The organism is Pseudomonas sp. D5(2026) (assembly GCF_057766845.1).
Map to the genome: position 1 here is coordinate 916,420 of NZ_CM173421.1, position 14,270 is coordinate 930,689.

The window sequence follows — 14,270 nt, forward strand, 5'->3', positions numbered from 1 at the left end:
CGGGCAAGCCCGCTCCCACAGGCAGGGCGCAGTGTCCGAACCTGTCGAGATCCTGTGGGAGCGGGCTTGCCCGCGAAGAGGCCGGTACTGGCTAACGCTTAATCAACACTCACACCGGAAAAATCATTGCGCCCAAACGGGCTGACCTTGAACTGGGAAACCTTGACGCTAAGCGGCTGGTTCACTGTGGAATGCGCCACCGGGGTAATCGGTACCTGCTGCTTGAGCCGCTGCTGGGCCTGCTGGTAGAGGGCGGTGCGCTGGGTACGGTCGGTCACCTGCTTGGCCTGCTTGACCAGGCTGTCGTACTGCGGGTCGCACCACTGCGAGTAGTTGTTGCTGCCGATGGCATCGCAGCTGTATAGGGTACCCAGCCAGTTGTCCGGGTCGCCGTTGTCTCCGGTCCAGCCGATCAGGGCGACGTCGTGCTCACCGTTTTTCATGCGTTTGAGGTATTCGCCCCATTCGTAGCTGACGATGCGCACCTTGAACCCGAGTTTGCTCCAGTCGGCTTGGAGCATTTCGGCCATCAGCTTGGCATTGGGGTTGTACGGGCGCTGCACCGGCATGGCCCACAGGGTGATCTCGGTGCCAGGTTTGACACCGGCCTGCAGCAGCAACTGTCTGGCCTTTTCCGGAGCGTACGGTGCGTCCTGGATGCTGTCGTCATAGGACCACTGGGTCGGTGGCATGGCATTGACTGCCAGTTGACCGGCGTCCTGATACACCGCCTGGATGATGGCTTTCTTGTTAACCGCCATGTCCATTGCCTGGCGCACTTCCAGGCGGTCGAACGGCGGGTGCTGGGTGTTGTAGGCGATGTAGCCGAGGTTGAAGCCTGGTTGCTGAAGCACCTGCAGCGTGCTGTCGGCCTTGAGCGCCGGCAGGTCGGCCGGGCGCGGGTGCAGGGTGACCTGGCATTCGTTGCGGCGCAGCTTCTGGATGCGCACCGAGGGGTCGGTATTGATCGAAAACACCAGGTTGTCGATCTTCACTTCGTTCGCTGCCCAATAGTCCTTGTTGCCCTTGTAGCGGATCTGCGAATCCTTCTGGTAGCGCTGGAACACGAACGGCCCGGTACCGATAGGCTGCTGATTGATGTCGCTGGGGCGTCCACTGGCCAGTAACTGCTCGGCGTATTCAGCGGAGAGGATGGAGGCGAAGCTCATGGCCAGGTTCTGGATGAACGCGGCATCGACCGTGTTCAGGGTGAACACCACGGTCATCGGGTCGATCTTCTCGACGCGGGCGATGTTCTTGTCCAGGCCCATGCCGATGAAATAGGGGAATTCGGTAGGGTAGGCCTGACGGAACCGATGACCCTTGTCGAGCATGCGGTTGAAGGTGAACAGCACATCGTCGGCGTTGAACGCGCGGCTCGGGCTGAAGGCCTTGTTGCTGTGGAACTTGACCCCTTCACGCAGGTGGAAGGTGTAGCGCAGGCCGTCGTCGGACACCTCCCAGCGGGTCGCCAGGGCCGGGTGCACGGCGGTACCGCCACGTTCAAACTCGACCAGGCGGTTGTAGATGGGTTCGGCGGCGTCGTTGTCGGTGGCGCTGGTGTACTGAGCGGTGTCGAAGCCAGCTGGGCTGCCCTCGGAGCAGAACACCAGATTGTTAGCCAAAACGGCCGGGGATTGGCTGATCAGGCCCAGGGCCAGCAGGGTCGAAAGGCGTTTGGCGAAGCACATGGCAGTTCCTTTTTCATCTGTTTGCGCCGCCTTGGGGTGCGAATGGCGGCAACAGTTAGCCGACCCCGCAGCGGATAGCTGCAGGACGACATGAAAGGGTGGCAAGGAGGGGGCACCCGCCGCTCAGCGGGTGCCACGGTCAGCCTATTTGTCCACGCTTACGCCGTAGAAGGAATTCAGCGCAAACGGGCTGATCTTGAAGTCCTTCACCTTGGCGCTCATGGGTTGGTAGACAGTGGAGTGGGCGATCGGGGTGATCGGTACCTGCTCCTTGAGGATGTGCTGCGCCTTTTGGTACAGCTCGGTGCGCTTGGCCTGGTCGGACGTGGCCTTGGCCTGTTTGATCAGGTCGTCGTAGGGCTTGTAGCACCACTTGGAGAAGTTGTTGCCATCGACGGCATCGCAACCGTAGAGGGTACCCAGCCAGTTGTCCGGGTCACCATTGTCACCGCTCCAGCCAATCAGCATCGCACCCTGCTCGCCGCCTTTGGAGCGCTTGATGTATTCGCCCCATTCATAACTGACGATCTTCGCCTTGATACCGATCTTGGCCCAGTCGGCCTGGAGCATTTCGGCCATCAGTTTGGCATTGGGGTTGTACGGGCGTTGCACGGGCATGGCCCACAGGGTGATTTCGGTGCCTTCCTTGATGCCGGCTTCCTTGAGCAGTTGCTTGGCTTTCTCGGGGTCGAAGGCGGCGTCCTTGATGCTGTCGTCATAGGACCACTGCGTGGGCGGCATGGCGTTGACCGCCAACTGGCCGGCGCCTTGGTACACCGACTCGATGATCTTTTTCTTGTCCACGGCCATGTCCAGCGCCTGTCGGACTTTCAGCTGGGCCATGGGGTTGGCCTCGTTGCTGCCCTTGATCTTGTCCATCACGTTGTAGGCGATGTAGCCGAGGTTGAAACCGGCCTGCTGCGGCATTTGCAGGTTCTTGTCGGCTTTTAGCGGCTCGATGTCGGCCGGGCGTGGGAACAGGGTGACCTGGCACTCGTTCTTTTTAAGCTTCTGCATGCGCACCGAGGCGTCGGTGGTGATAGCAAAGATCAGGTTGTCGATCTTCACGTCCTCGGGCTTCCAGTAGTCCTTGTTGCCCTTGAAGCGGATCTGCGCGTCCTTCTGGTACTTGCTGAACACGAACGGGCCGGTGCCGATCGGCTTCTGGTTGATGTCGGCGGCCTTGCCGTTCTTGAGCAACTGGTCGGCGTATTCGGCGGACTGGATCGAGGCAAAGCTCATGGCCAGGTTCTGGATGAACGCGGCGTCAACCTCGTTGAGGGTGAACCTCACCGTGTGCTCGTCAAGTTTCTCCACCTTGGCAATGTTCTTGTCCATGCCCATGTCGGTGAAGTATGGAAACTCGGTGGGGTACGCCTTGCGGAACGGGTTGTCCTTGTCGAGCATACGGTTGAAGGTGAACAGCACGTCGTCGGCGTTGAACGGGCGGCTGGGCTTGAAGTAGTCGGTGGTGTGGAACTTCACCCCTTCGCGCAGGTGGAAGGTATAGGTCTTGCCGTCGTCGGACACCTCCCATTTGGTTGCCAGGCCCGGGATGACCGCAGTGCCGCCGCGCTCGAACTGGGTCAGGCGGTTGAATACGGTCTCTGCCGAGGCGTCGAAGTCGGTCCCGGTGGTGTACTGCCCCGGATCGAAGCCGGCCGGGCTGCCTTCGGAGCAGAACACCAGGTTGGATGCGGCAACGGCCGACGGTGCGCCGCTGAGCAAGCCTGCACCCAGCAGGAACGGAATGACTGCGTGTTTGAGCATGGTGGCCTCATTGTTGTCATTTTTTGGATGAGGTGGCCTCGTGAGCCGACCTGCGGATACTTATGCAGGGGCTGTTCCCAATGCAACAGGTAGGAGGATAGTTGGCGCCAGAAAAGTGGAACGTCCGTACATGGATGTCGCATCGATATAACTTTTGGCGAAGTTAAACGTTTGCGTAGGCGCGATGATGGCGTTTTGCGCGATATTTCGGGTGGGCAGGAATGTAGGAAGGCACCTATGTGGTGCGTAGGAAACTTCCGAAAATCGTGAAATTGATGCGGTCACCTGTAGGAGCGGGTTTACCCGCGAACACGGGCGAAGCCCGTGCCATCCACCGCAGTGTCTAGTTCGCGAGCCCACCCGCTCTCACAGATGATGCGTGGACGCCTTATGGCATCTGCACTTCGATCAGGCCATCGGCGTTCATGCTCACTTCACTGGTGCCCGCCTCGATATCCGGCGCGGGTGCTGCTTCATCAGCCCCCATGGCCTTCATCGCCATCGGCGCGCTACGCAAGTACGGGCGCGGGTAACCGCTGCTGTTGAGGTTCAGGCTGACCACTTTGTAGCCTTTGCCACCCAGCGCTTCAGTCGCCAGTTGCGCGCGAGCCTTGAAGGCATCGACCGCATCCTTGAGCAGTGCATCCTCGCTGGCCTTGCGCGTGGCGGGTGCGATGGAGAAGTCCATGCCGCCCATTTTCAGCTCTTGCAACAGATCGGCGGTAAGCTGGGACAAGGCCGGGAAGTTGGCGCTTTCCAGGCGCAGCTCGGCGCGTTCGCGCCAGCCGGTGATCTTCTGGCCCTTGCTGTCGTATACCGGGTAGCTGTTGCGGCTGCCCTGGCTGATCTTCACGTCCTTGACCTGGCGCGACTGCTGCACGGCCTTGTTCATGGTTTCGGTGATCTGCTTGGCGAGCTTGCCCGGGTCGCTGTTCTGCGCTTCGCTGTACAGGGTCACGACCATCAGGTCGCGCGCCACTTCCTTGCTGACTTCGGCCCGCAGCGATACCTGGTTGAAACGCGGTTCATCGGCGGCCAGTGCCGGCAGGCTGGCGAGCAGGCCACAAGACATGATCAGGGCGGCGCCGCGACGTGGGATTTGCATGTGATACTCCTTGGCATTGAAAGGCGTGGGGGCTGGACTTCCATTCCACGCATGGCCCATCGGACCGGCAACAGTGTAGTGGGTTCAAAAGTGCCATCATGAACCTGTGACAAAGTGTGGCGCTTTGCCGCATCGCTGCAGCGAGGCGCCCGGCTTCGGTATACTCCAGCCGATTTTTCTGGAGCACTCATCAGGAGAGCTCATGCTCGCCGCCGTACAACCGTTGTCCGCTACCCGCCAGAACCTCTGGCGCCTCACCCTTATTCGGGTCCTGGTCCTGGCTGCCCAGGCCGGCTCGGTGGGCGTTGCCTACTGGACCGAACTGCTGCCGTTGCCCTGGCTGTCGCTGGCCGGCACCTTGGCCCTTTCTTCGCTGCTGTGTGCCTTCACGGCCCTGCGCCTGCGCCTGTCGCTGCCCGTCACCGAAATGGAATACGCCCTGCAGCTGGCCTGTGACCTGCTGATCCATAGCGCCTTGCTGTATTACTCCGGCGGCTCGACCAACCCGTTCGTGTCGTATTACTTGGTGCCGCTGGCGATCGCTGCGGTGACCTTGCCGTGGCTGTATTCGCTGATCCTGTCGGGTATTGCGCTGACGGCCTACAGTTTGCTGCTGGTGCAGTTCTACCCGCTCGAAGGGCTGCCAATGGCGCGGGACAAGATGCAGGTCTACGGCATGTGGCTGAGCATTGCCTTGGCTGCCGCAGTGATCACCTTCTTTGCCGCGCGCATGGCCGAAGAGCTGCGCCGCCAGGAACAGCTGCGTTCAGAGCGGCGTGAAGAGAGCCTGCGCGACGAGCAACTGCTGGCAGTGGCGACCCAGGCCGCCGGCGCCGCCCATGAGCTGGGTACGCCGCTGGCGACCATGAGCGTGCTGATCAACGAAATGCGCCAGGACCACACCGACCCGCTGTTGCAGGAGGACCTGCAGATCCTCCAGGACCAGGTAAAGCTGTGCAAAGAGACCTTGCAGCAGTTGGTGCGCGCAGCCGAAGCCAACCGACGCCTGGCCATCGTGGAGCAGGATGTGACTGCCTGGCTGGACGAGGCGCTCAACCGCTGGCACCTGATGCGCCCGGAAGCCAGCTACCGCTTCCAGCGCCTGCGCGACGGCAAAGTGCCGCGCCTGTCTCCGCCGCCAGACCTGACCCAGGCGCTACTGAACCTGTTGAACAATGCCGCCGATGCCTGCCCTGATGATCTGGAGGTTCGCCTGGACTGGGACGCCCAGGACATTGTCATCAGTATCCACGACCACGGCCCTGGCGTACCGCCGGCCATTGCCGAAGCCATTGGCAAACCTTTTATTACCACCAAGGGCAAAGGCTTTGGCCTTGGCCTGTTCTTGAGCAAGGCCAGCGTGACCCGTGCGGGCGGCTCGGTGAAACTCTATAGTCATGAACAGGGTGGCACCCTGACCGAACTGCGCCTGCCCTATGGCAAGCGAGGAGATGAATGATGAGCGAAGAAAACCAGGTCGAAAGCGAAGAGCTGCCGCACCTGCTGCTGGTGGATGACGATGCCACCTTCACCCGGGTCATGGCCAGGGCCATGAGCCGTCGCGGTTTCCGTGTGAGCACTGCCAGTTCTGCCGAAGAAGGCTTGATTCTGGCCCAGCAGGACCTGCCTGACTACGCCACGCTGGACCTTAAAATGGATGGCGATTCCGGCCTGGTGTTGCTGCCCAAGTTGCTGGAACTGGACCCGGAAATGCGCGTGGTGATCCTGACCGGTTACTCGAGCATTGCCACCGCAGTGGAGGCGGTCAAGCGCGGTGCCTGCAACTACCTGTGCAAGCCGGCTGACGCCGATGACGTGTTGGCAGCACTGCTGTCGGAGCACACCGACCTGGATACCCTGGTGCCGGAAAACCCGATGTCGGTCGATCGCCTGCAGTGGGAACACATCCAGCGCGTGCTGAACGAGCATGAAGGCAACATCTCGGCGACCGCACGGGCGCTGGGCATGCACCGGCGGACGCTGCAGCGCAAGTTGCAGAAGCGGCCGGTTCGGCGCTGATGCTCTATTGATGATGTTGGCCTGTTCGCGGGGGCATCCGCTCCTGCAACTGTGAGAGCGGGCTTGCCCGCGAAGGGCTGCAAGGCAGCCCCAATCAGGGCGAGCACGATGAAGGTACTGTTGGTCCTCCTTGCGATGATTGCAGGTAGCGTCAAGGCTGAGGACTGGCCTGACCCGCAGTGGCAGAACGACCCTGCCACCCTTGACTGGCGGGCCGTCGACGCTTACGCCTTTCCCGCACGCTCTCCCTCAGAGCGCAACGGCATCCGCACCGACGCTCTGCTGGTCATCCGCGACGGTCGTATCCTCCACGAGCGCTACACAGCGCCCACCTGTGCCGACACCGCGCACCTGACCTGGTCGGTAAGCAAGAGCGTACTGGCCACGATAATGGGCGTGGCCCAGGGCGAAGGCCGCTTCCAGATGCAAGACCTGGTCAGCCGCTTCTATCCACCCATGCGCGCCCACCCCGGTGTGCGTATGGCCGACCTGCTGCACTGGGCCAGTGGCCTCGACTGGCAGGAAGACTATGAATATGCACCGCTGAAATCCTCGGTGGTGGCCATGCTGTATACCCGTGGCCGCGCAGACATGGCAGCCTATACGGCAGCGCGGGGTACCGCTGCCAGCCCCGGTCAGCGATTCCTCTACTCCAGCGGCGACAGCAACCTGCTGGCCGCAGCGCTGCGCGGCATGCTCGATGCCGGGCAGTACCCCGACTATCCCTGGGACGCACTGTTCACCCCGTTGGGTATCGGCAGTGCGGTATGGGAGCGAGACCGGGCAGGCACCTACGTAGGCTCTTCTTATCTGTACCTAAGTGCCCGCGATTTGGCCCGTATCGGCCTGTTGATGCAACGCGACGGGCGCTGGCAGGGCCGACAATTGCTGCCCAAAGCCTGGGTAGCCTTCAACCGTACCCCGTTTGCCCAGGCCCAAGCGCTGCCTGGCGAGGCCACCCCCGGTGGCCACTGGTGGCTCAACCAGCCGCTGGCTGGCGCCGAACGGCCTTGGCCCAGCGCACCCGCAGACACCTTCGCCGCCCTTGGCCACTGGGGGCAGGCGTTATATGTGCTGCCTGAACAAAAGCTGGTGATCGTGCGCTACGCCGATGACCGCGACAGCAGCTACCGACACGATGAACTGCTCAAGCGGGTGCTGGCGGCACTGGCCGGGGAGGGGGCATGAAGCGGCTATTGCTGCTGGTCCTGGCAGGGCTCCTGTATTGGGCCTGGCAAGAACGCCAGGCGCTGGCGGACTTCCCCGGCATACTGCCGGCCTACTCGGCCAAGGAATACTGTTCCTGCCGCTTTGTCATGGGCTTTGACGAGGCGTACTGCCGAGGGTATGTGAAGCAGTGGCTGCCATTGAGCCTGCTGGAGGAAAACAGCCAGCAGCGGAAAGTCACCGCTGAAGGCCTGGGGCGGCGCAGCCAGGCGGCCTGGCAAGGCGCGCGTGAGGGCTGCCGCTTGCTGCCATGAATGCAGGCGGGTAAGGTTGGCGGCCTGGTTTCACGAGATCTGTCATGTTCAAGCTGCCCCGCCTGCTGCCTGCCTTGTTGCTGGCTTTGTGCCTGCCCGCTCATGCCAATTGGCACCTGGATGGCGAATCTTCACGGCTGTCGTTTATTACCGGCAAGAATGGCAATACCGCCGAAGTGCATCGTTTTCTGGTGCTGCACGGCACGGTCGACCGCAAGGGTGTGGCCGGGTTGAGGATCGAGATGGACTCGGTAAGCAGCGGTATTCCGCTGCGTGACGAGCAAATGCGCGACAACCTGTTCGAGGTCGAGCGCTTCGCCGAGGCCACAGTGAAGACGCAGATCGACCTGCAGCCGATCAATGACCTGGCCGATGGTGCACAGATCGAGTTGCGCCTGCCGCTGACGGTCACCCTGCATGGCCAGTCGCACCGCTACAATGTTTTGTTGCTGGCCACCCGCCTGGATGCGCGGCGTTTCCAGGTGGTGACCCTTGAGCCCCTGGTGCTGCGCGCCGAAGATTTCGGCTTGATGCCGGGCCTGGAAAGCCTGCGCAAGTTTGCCAGGTTGAAGTCCATCAACCCGTCGGTGCCGGTTAGCGCGGTGCTGATCTTCACTGCGCGCTGACATGGCGGGGCCGGTCTTCCCCTGGCGGGATGGCAACCAGTTCGAACTGCTTATCGATGGCCCCGCGTTCTTTCCGCGCATGCTCCTGGCGATCATGCGGGCCGAGTTCCAGGTTGACCTGGAACTGTACCTGGTCGAGGCCGGCGCCTGTGCCGAGGCGGTGGTGGACGCGCTGGAGCAGGCTGCCCGACGTGGCGTACGGGTGCGCTGCCTGTTTGATGACTACGGTGCATTGGCCTTCAACAGTGCGTTGCGTCAGCGCCTGCTGGACGCTGGCGTGTACTTGCGCTGGTATAACCGCCTGCGCTGGAAGCGTGGCCTGCGTAACCTGTACCGTGATCATCGCAAATTGCTACTGGTGGACGAACGTTGGGCCGTGGTGGGGGGGACGGGCGTTACCGACGAGTTCTGGAAGCCGGGTGAGGCGACCAGCGAATGGCACGAAGTGATGGTGCAGATGCAGGGGCCGGTGGTGAGCGACTGGCAGTTGCTGTTCGACCGTCAGTGGCACGCCAACACTCGCCGCACCGCCTGGCGCCCTGCTGAAGGCTTTGGCCTGCCGCGTCTGCCCAAGGTGCCTGCGCAGGGGCAGGGCATGGGCCGGGTCGCTTATGCCGACGCCCGCCAGCACCAGGACATCCTGCACGCGCTGGTACGGGCACTGAACAGCGGCAAGAAACGGGTATGGCTGGCCACGCCGTACTTCTTGCCGACCTGGAGCGTGCGCCGCTCGTTGCGTCGGGCTGCCAGCAAGGGCCTGGACGTGCGGCTGTTGTTGACCGGTCCGCGCACCGATCACCCCTCGGTACGCTACGCCGGGCATCGTTACTACCCGCGGCTGTTACGCGCGGGCGTACGGATTTTCGAGTACCAGCCGTGCTTCCTGCACCTGAAGATGGCTGTGGTGGACGACTGGGTCAGCGTCGGTTCGTGCAACTTCGACCACTGGAACTTGCGCTTCAACCTTGAAGCCAACATCGAGGCGCTGGACCCGCCGTTGACAGCGGCGGTGGTGGCCAGCTTCGAGCGCGACTTCGCCCTGAGCGAAGAAGTCGACCTCGCTCACTGGCATGCGCGCCCTTTGTGGCGCAGGGTCAAGCAACGGATCTGGGGCTGGCTGGATCGTTTGGTGGTCAACTTCCTCGACCGCCGTGACTGACAGCGGCTATCGTGCAGTGACTATTCACGGTTAACCGAAGGAGTGGGCAAGATGACGGCGAAGAAAATTCTCATGCTGGTGGGCGACTACGTCGAGGATTACGAAGCGATGGTGCCGTTCCAGGCCCTGAGCATGGTAGGCCACACGGTGCATGCGGTGTGCCCGGAGAAGCTGGCGGGGCAGACTGTGCGTACCGCGATTCATGACTTCGAGGGTGAACAGACCTACAGCGAAAAGCCCGGGCACAATTTTGCCCTGAACTATGACTTCGTGCGGGTGCGGCCCGAGAGTTATGACGCGCTGCTGATTCCGGGTGGTCGCGCGCCGGAATACCTGCGCCTGAATGAAAAGGTGCTGGAGCTGGTGCGTGCGTTCGACCAGGCCGGCAAGCCGATTGCAGCGGTATGCCATGGTGCCCAGTTGCTGGCGGCAGCTGGGGTGCTGGATGGGCGTGAATGCAGCGCGTACCCGGCATGTGCGCCAGAAGTGCGCCTGGCGGGTGGCACGTTCATCGACATCGCGGTGGACCAGGCGCATGTGGATGGCAACCTGGTGACCGCACCGGCATGGCCAGCGCACCCGGCCTGGCTGGCGGCGTTCCTTCAAGTACTGGGCACGCGTATTGTCTGACAGGCTTGGTTGAGTTCAGAGCGGGTTGCTTCAGGCAACCTGCTCAACCCAGTCATTGAGGTTGTAGTAGTTGGTCACCCGGGCAATCTTGCCACAGTGAATATAGAAGAACGCCCCCGCCGGCAGCACATAGGTCTGCCCGTTTGCCGTCGGCAACCCTTCGTCATCGGCCAGGTATTCGCCATGCACGGTGAACTCCGCCGCCGCGCGGCTGCCATCGGCGTTCTGCATCACCACGATGTCGGCCAGGCGCTCGCGGTAGCAGCGGTTCATCTTTTCCATGAACGCGGCGAACCTGGCCTTGCCCATCTGACGCTCGCCCTGGTTGATGTCGTGGATCACGTCTTCGCTGAGCAGCGCCAGAAAGCCTGGCATGTCACCCGCGTTGAAGGCGGCGTAGTAAGCATTTACCAGTTCGGTTGCGGTCATGGAACAATTCCTGTCGTGTAGGGAAAAGGCGGGTCGCTAACTCGGATGATAGGGTTTCCCCTCAAGCCCGGCTTAGCCGAGCGCGTCATCCACATCGACAAAACGACCGCCAAACATGGAAATACGCCTGTTGCACGGTGCCGCTATCGCGCCTTACATCGATGACCTCGCTCGCCTGCGCCTTACTGTGTTCCGCGAGTTCCCCTACCTTTACGACGGCACCCCGGAGTACGAGGCCGACTACCTGGCCAACTATGCCCGCTCCGGGCGCAGCCTGGTTGTGCTGGCGCTGGACGACGGCAAAGTGGTCGGCGCTTCTACCGGCCTGCCGCTGGTGGACGTCGCGCCCGAATTCCAGCAGCCATTCCTGGCCCAGGGGCGCGACCCGGCCAGTGTGTACTACTTCGGTGAGTCGCTGGTGTTGCCGGCATACCGCGGTCAGGGCCTGGGGGTTCGCTTCTTCATCGAGCGCGAGTCCTACGCACACAAACTGGCCGAGTTCGATTATTGCGCGTTCTGCGCGGTCGAACGGCCTGGTGCACACCCGCGACGACCAGCAGAGTACAAACCCCTGCACGGCTTCTGGCGCAACCGCGGCTTCCTGCACGACCCGTCGCTGCGCACCACCTACGCCTGGCGCGACCTGGACGAGCAGGAAAGCTCTGACAAGCTGATGTCATTCTGGCTCAAGGCACTGCCGATATGATCCGCCTGGCGGCCTGCCAGTACGCCATCGAGCTGCATGAGACGTGGGACGCCTACGCCGACCACCTGCAAGGCCTGTGCGCCGAAGCGGTGGAGGCAGGGGCACGCTTGCTGCTGTTGCCGGAGTACGCCGGGCTGGTGCTGAGCGGCCAGCTGAATGCCGGGCAGCGGGAAGACCTGAAGGCTTCGATTGCCGGCATCCAGCCGCTGATCGAACCCTGGAAAGCGTTGTGCGAGAGCCTTGCCCGGCGCTGGGGGATCTACCTGCAACCGGGCAGTGTGCCGGTGCTGGACAGCGATGGGCGCTACCGCAACCGTGCCTGGCTGTTCGGCCCCCAAGGTGTGCTGGGTTATCAGGACAAACTGATGATGACCCGCTTCGAGCGCGAGCAATGGGACATTGCTGCAGGCCAGGGGTTGCAGGTCTTCGAAACCGAACTGGGGCGGCTGGGCATTCTGATCTGCTACGACAACGAGTTCCCGATGCTGGCCCGCCGCCTGGCCGAGTGTGGTGCCGACCTGATTCTGGCGCCGAGTTGTACCGATACCGAAGCCGGTTACCACCGGGTGCGTATTGGCGCCCAGGCGCGCGCTCTGGAGAACCAGATTGCCGTGTTGCAGAGCCCTACGGTGGGGGTGGCGCCGTGGTCGCCGGCATTGGACGAGAATATTGGTCGGGCAGGCCTGTTCGTGCCGCCGGATCACGGGATGCCAGGGGATGGGGTGCTGGCGTTGAGTGAGCAGTTGAACCCGGACTGCAGCCAGTGGCTGGTGTGTGAGGTGGATTTGGAGGAAGTACGGCGGGTGAGGCAGGAAGGGCAGGTGTTTACCTGGCGGGACTGGCCGGAGCAGTTCGAGAGAGTCCTGTGATGACAGTGGCGGCCTCTTCGCGGGCAAGCCCGCTCCCACAGTCAAACGCGTAGCCTTCTGGCTTGCGCTGAACTTGTGGGAGCGGGCTTGCCCGCGAAGCAGGCGCCACAGTTACATCAGGTTACTTCACTTCTACGGCCAGGCTTTCGGCAATCTTGCTCTGCCACAGGGCAGGGCCAGTGATGTGTACCGACTCGCCGTTGCTGTCCACGGCGACGGTCACCGGCATGTCCTTGACTTCGAACTCGTAGATCGCCTCCATGCCCAGCTCGGCGAAGGCCAGCACCTTCGACTTGCGGATGGCCTGGGCTACCAGGTAGGCAGCGCCGCCAACGGCCATCAGGTACACAGCCTTGTTGTCCTTGATCGCTTCGATGGCGGTCGGGCCACGCTCGGACTTGCCGATCATGCCCAGCAGGCCAGTCTGCTCAAGGATCTGGCGGGTGAACTTGTCCATGCGGGTAGCAGTGGTCGGGCCGGCTGGGCCTACCACTTCGTCACCCACCGGATCGACCGGGCCTACGTAGTAGATGAAGCGGCCTTTCAGGTCTACCGGCAGCTCTTCGCCACGGTTGAGCATTTCAACCATGCGCTTGTGCGCGGCATCGCGGCCAGTCAGCATCTTGCCGTTGAGCAGGATGGTTTCGCCCGGCTTCCAGCTGGCAACTTCTTCCGGGGTAATGTCGTCGAGGTTGACGCGACGGGCGCTCGGGCCGGCTTCCCAGACGATTTCCGGGTAGGCGTCCAGCGACGGCGCTTCCAGTTCTGCCGGGCCGGTGCCATCGAGCACGAAGTGGGCGTGGCGAGTAGCGGCGCAGTTGGGGATCATGCACACCGGCAAGGACGCCGCGTGGGTCGGGTAGTCCATGATCTTGACGTCGAGCACAGTGGTCAGGCCACCCAGGCCTTGAGCGCCGATGCCCAGCTGGTTGACCTTGTCGAACAGCTCCAGGCGGATTTCTTCCAGGCGGTTCTGTGGGCCACGGGCTTTCAGTTCGTGAATGTCGATGGACTCCATCAACACTTCCTTGGCCATGACCGCGGCCTTCTCGGCGGTACCGCCGATGCCGATGCCGAGCATGCCGGGCGGGCACCAGCCAGCACCCATGGTCGGCACGGTCTTCAGTACCCAGTCGACGATCGAGTCGGACGGATTGAGCATGGCCATCTTCGACTTGTTTTCCGAGCCGCCGCCCTTGGCTGCAACATCCACTTCGACCTTGTCGCCAGGGACGATGGAGTAGTGGATCACTGCCGGGGTGTTGTCCTTGGTGTTCTTGCGGGCACCGGCTGGGTCGGCCAGGATCGAAGCGCGCAGGACGTTCTCAGGCAGGTTGTAGGCGCGACGCACACCTTCGTTGATCATGTCGTCGACGCTCATGGTGGCGCCGTCCCAGCGCACGTCCATGCCCACGCGGATGAACACGGTGACGATACCGGTGTCCTGGCAGATTGGACGATGGCCGGTGGCGCACATGCGCGAGTTGATCAGGATCTGGGCGATGGAGTCGCGTGCAGCAGGCGACTCCTCACGCAGATAGGCCTCGTGCATGGCCTGGATGAAATCGACGGGGTGGTAGTACGAGATGAATTGCAGGGCGTCGGCGACGCTCTGAATCAGGTCGTCTTGCTTGATCACGGTCATGCAGCGCGCTCCTCTTAAAGACGGGAACATTCAAAAAGACGCTCGACATAGCCGACCAGCACGTCGAAACGCCTTGCAAGGCGCCGGCAGGTCAGGCCGACGGAAAAAGGCGCGGCAGTATAGCGCGCATCCGTGCCCGG

General features: G+C 62.4%; 14 protein-coding genes. 9 read left to right on the top strand and 5 right to left on the bottom strand.

Annotated elements, in window-relative coordinates; genetic code table 11:
• Positions 1 to 98: 98 nt before the first annotated feature.
• From AC3B5Q_RS04260 to AC3B5Q_RS04270, 3 genes are all read right to left on the bottom strand, one after another.
• Entirely contained in the window at positions 99 to 1,691 is a 1,593-nt protein-coding gene (locus tag AC3B5Q_RS04260) for an ABC transporter substrate-binding protein (RefSeq protein WP_103463225.1), read from the bottom strand.
• Positions 1,692 to 1,835: 144 nt separating this feature from the next.
• Positions 1,836 to 3,461 carry an ABC transporter substrate-binding protein gene (locus AC3B5Q_RS04265; protein WP_275966927.1) on the bottom strand — a complete coding sequence of 542 codons (1,626 nt, stop codon included), beginning with the start codon at positions 3,459 to 3,461 and terminating at the stop codon, positions 1,836 to 1,838.
• A gap of 388 nt (positions 3,462 to 3,849) precedes the next feature.
• Positions 3,850 to 4,566: an SIMPL domain-containing protein gene (locus tag AC3B5Q_RS04270; protein ID WP_021781805.1), complete on the bottom strand. Its 717-nt coding sequence runs from the start codon at positions 4,564 to 4,566 to the stop codon at positions 3,850 to 3,852.
• A 202-nt stretch (positions 4,567 to 4,768) separates the two neighbouring features.
• On the opposite strand from AC3B5Q_RS04270, the gene AC3B5Q_RS04275 reads away from it, so the two are divergent.
• The 7 genes from AC3B5Q_RS04275 (at position 4,769) to AC3B5Q_RS04305 (ending at position 10,481) form a co-directional block, all read left to right on the top strand.
• Positions 4,769 to 6,025 (top strand): ATP-binding protein, encoded by a 1,257-nt coding sequence (locus AC3B5Q_RS04275; protein ID WP_021781806.1) that lies wholly within the window; start codon positions 4,769 to 4,771, stop codon positions 6,023 to 6,025.
• Entirely contained in the window at positions 6,025 to 6,585 is a 561-nt protein-coding gene (locus AC3B5Q_RS04280) for a response regulator transcription factor (RefSeq protein WP_003255244.1), read from the top strand. The genes AC3B5Q_RS04275 and AC3B5Q_RS04280 overlap by 1 nt, the downstream gene beginning before the upstream one ends.
• Positions 6,586 to 6,693: 108 nt before the next feature.
• The gene (locus AC3B5Q_RS04285; protein WP_274103361.1) at positions 6,694 to 7,773 is read left to right on the top strand and encodes a serine hydrolase domain-containing protein; all 1,080 of its coding nucleotides are present in this window, start codon (positions 6,694 to 6,696) and stop codon (positions 7,771 to 7,773) included.
• A complete protein-coding gene (locus AC3B5Q_RS04290; protein ID WP_274103359.1) occupies positions 7,770 to 8,066 on the top strand; it encodes an amidase in 297 nt (98 codons plus the stop codon). The genes AC3B5Q_RS04285 and AC3B5Q_RS04290 overlap by 4 nt, the downstream gene beginning before the upstream one ends.
• Positions 8,067 to 8,110: 44 nt before the next feature.
• Complete coding sequence (locus tag AC3B5Q_RS04295; protein WP_021781809.1) at positions 8,111 to 8,692, top strand: YceI family protein; 582 nt, start codon at positions 8,111 to 8,113, stop codon at positions 8,690 to 8,692.
• A 1-nt stretch (position 8,693) separates the two neighbouring features.
• Entirely contained in the window at positions 8,694 to 9,851 is a 1,158-nt protein-coding gene (locus AC3B5Q_RS04300) for a phospholipase D-like domain-containing protein (protein WP_021781810.1), read from the top strand.
• 51 nt (positions 9,852 to 9,902) lie between these two features.
• Positions 9,903 to 10,481: a DJ-1/PfpI family protein gene (locus AC3B5Q_RS04305; protein WP_252460157.1), complete on the top strand. Its 579-nt coding sequence runs from the start codon at positions 9,903 to 9,905 to the stop codon at positions 10,479 to 10,481.
• 30 nt (positions 10,482 to 10,511) lie between these two features.
• Here AC3B5Q_RS04305 and AC3B5Q_RS04310 read toward each other — a convergent pair whose 3' ends face one another.
• Positions 10,512 to 10,910 carry a nuclear transport factor 2 family protein gene (locus AC3B5Q_RS04310; protein WP_274103355.1) on the bottom strand — a complete coding sequence of 133 codons (399 nt, stop codon included), beginning with the start codon at positions 10,908 to 10,910 and terminating at the stop codon, positions 10,512 to 10,514.
• A 115-nt stretch (positions 10,911 to 11,025) separates the two neighbouring features.
• Here AC3B5Q_RS04310 and AC3B5Q_RS04315 point away from each other — a divergent pair, with 115 nt between their 5' ends.
• Positions 11,026 to 11,616, top strand: coding sequence for a GNAT family N-acetyltransferase (locus AC3B5Q_RS04315; RefSeq protein ID WP_003255235.1), 591 nt, complete (start codon positions 11,026 to 11,028; stop codon positions 11,614 to 11,616).
• Positions 11,613 to 12,485, top strand: coding sequence for a carbon-nitrogen hydrolase family protein (locus AC3B5Q_RS04320; protein ID WP_330508957.1), 873 nt, complete (start codon positions 11,613 to 11,615; stop codon positions 12,483 to 12,485). The genes AC3B5Q_RS04315 and AC3B5Q_RS04320 overlap by 4 nt, the downstream gene beginning before the upstream one ends.
• Positions 12,486 to 12,606: 121 nt before the next feature.
• On the opposite strand, the gene AC3B5Q_RS04325 is transcribed toward AC3B5Q_RS04320, so the two are convergent.
• On the bottom strand, positions 12,607 to 14,130 hold the full coding sequence (locus AC3B5Q_RS04325; RefSeq protein ID WP_003255232.1) for a fumarate hydratase: 1,524 nt from the start codon (positions 14,128 to 14,130) through the stop codon (positions 12,607 to 12,609).
• Positions 14,131 to 14,270: the final 140 nt, after the last annotated feature.

Coding starts and splice junctions, on each gene's coding strand:
- AC3B5Q_RS04325 (WP_003255232.1), bottom strand. CDS start 14,130: ATGACCGTGATCAAGCAAGACGACCTGATTCAGAGCGTCGCCGACGCC.
- AC3B5Q_RS04265 (WP_275966927.1), bottom strand. CDS start 3,461: ATGCTCAAACACGCAGTCATTCCGTTCCTGCTGGGTGCAGGCTTGCTC.
- AC3B5Q_RS04270 (WP_021781805.1), bottom strand. CDS start 4,566: ATGCAAATCCCACGTCGCGGCGCCGCCCTGATCATGTCTTGTGGCCTG.
- AC3B5Q_RS04315 (WP_003255235.1), top strand. CDS start 11,026: ATGGAAATACGCCTGTTGCACGGTGCCGCTATCGCGCCTTACATCGAT.
- AC3B5Q_RS04320 (WP_330508957.1), top strand. CDS start 11,613: ATGATCCGCCTGGCGGCCTGCCAGTACGCCATCGAGCTGCATGAGACG.
- AC3B5Q_RS04280 (WP_003255244.1), top strand. CDS start 6,025: ATGAGCGAAGAAAACCAGGTCGAAAGCGAAGAGCTGCCGCACCTGCTG.
- AC3B5Q_RS04295 (WP_021781809.1), top strand. CDS start 8,111: ATGTTCAAGCTGCCCCGCCTGCTGCCTGCCTTGTTGCTGGCTTTGTGC.
- AC3B5Q_RS04260 (WP_103463225.1), bottom strand. CDS start 1,691: ATGTGCTTCGCCAAACGCCTTTCGACCCTGCTGGCCCTGGGCCTGATC.
- AC3B5Q_RS04310 (WP_274103355.1), bottom strand. CDS start 10,910: ATGACCGCAACCGAACTGGTAAATGCTTACTACGCCGCCTTCAACGCG.
- AC3B5Q_RS04275 (WP_021781806.1), top strand. CDS start 4,769: ATGCTCGCCGCCGTACAACCGTTGTCCGCTACCCGCCAGAACCTCTGG.
- AC3B5Q_RS04285 (WP_274103361.1), top strand. CDS start 6,694: ATGAAGGTACTGTTGGTCCTCCTTGCGATGATTGCAGGTAGCGTCAAG.
- AC3B5Q_RS04300 (WP_021781810.1), top strand. CDS start 8,694: ATGGCGGGGCCGGTCTTCCCCTGGCGGGATGGCAACCAGTTCGAACTG.
- AC3B5Q_RS04305 (WP_252460157.1), top strand. CDS start 9,903: ATGACGGCGAAGAAAATTCTCATGCTGGTGGGCGACTACGTCGAGGAT.
- AC3B5Q_RS04290 (WP_274103359.1), top strand. CDS start 7,770: ATGAAGCGGCTATTGCTGCTGGTCCTGGCAGGGCTCCTGTATTGGGCC.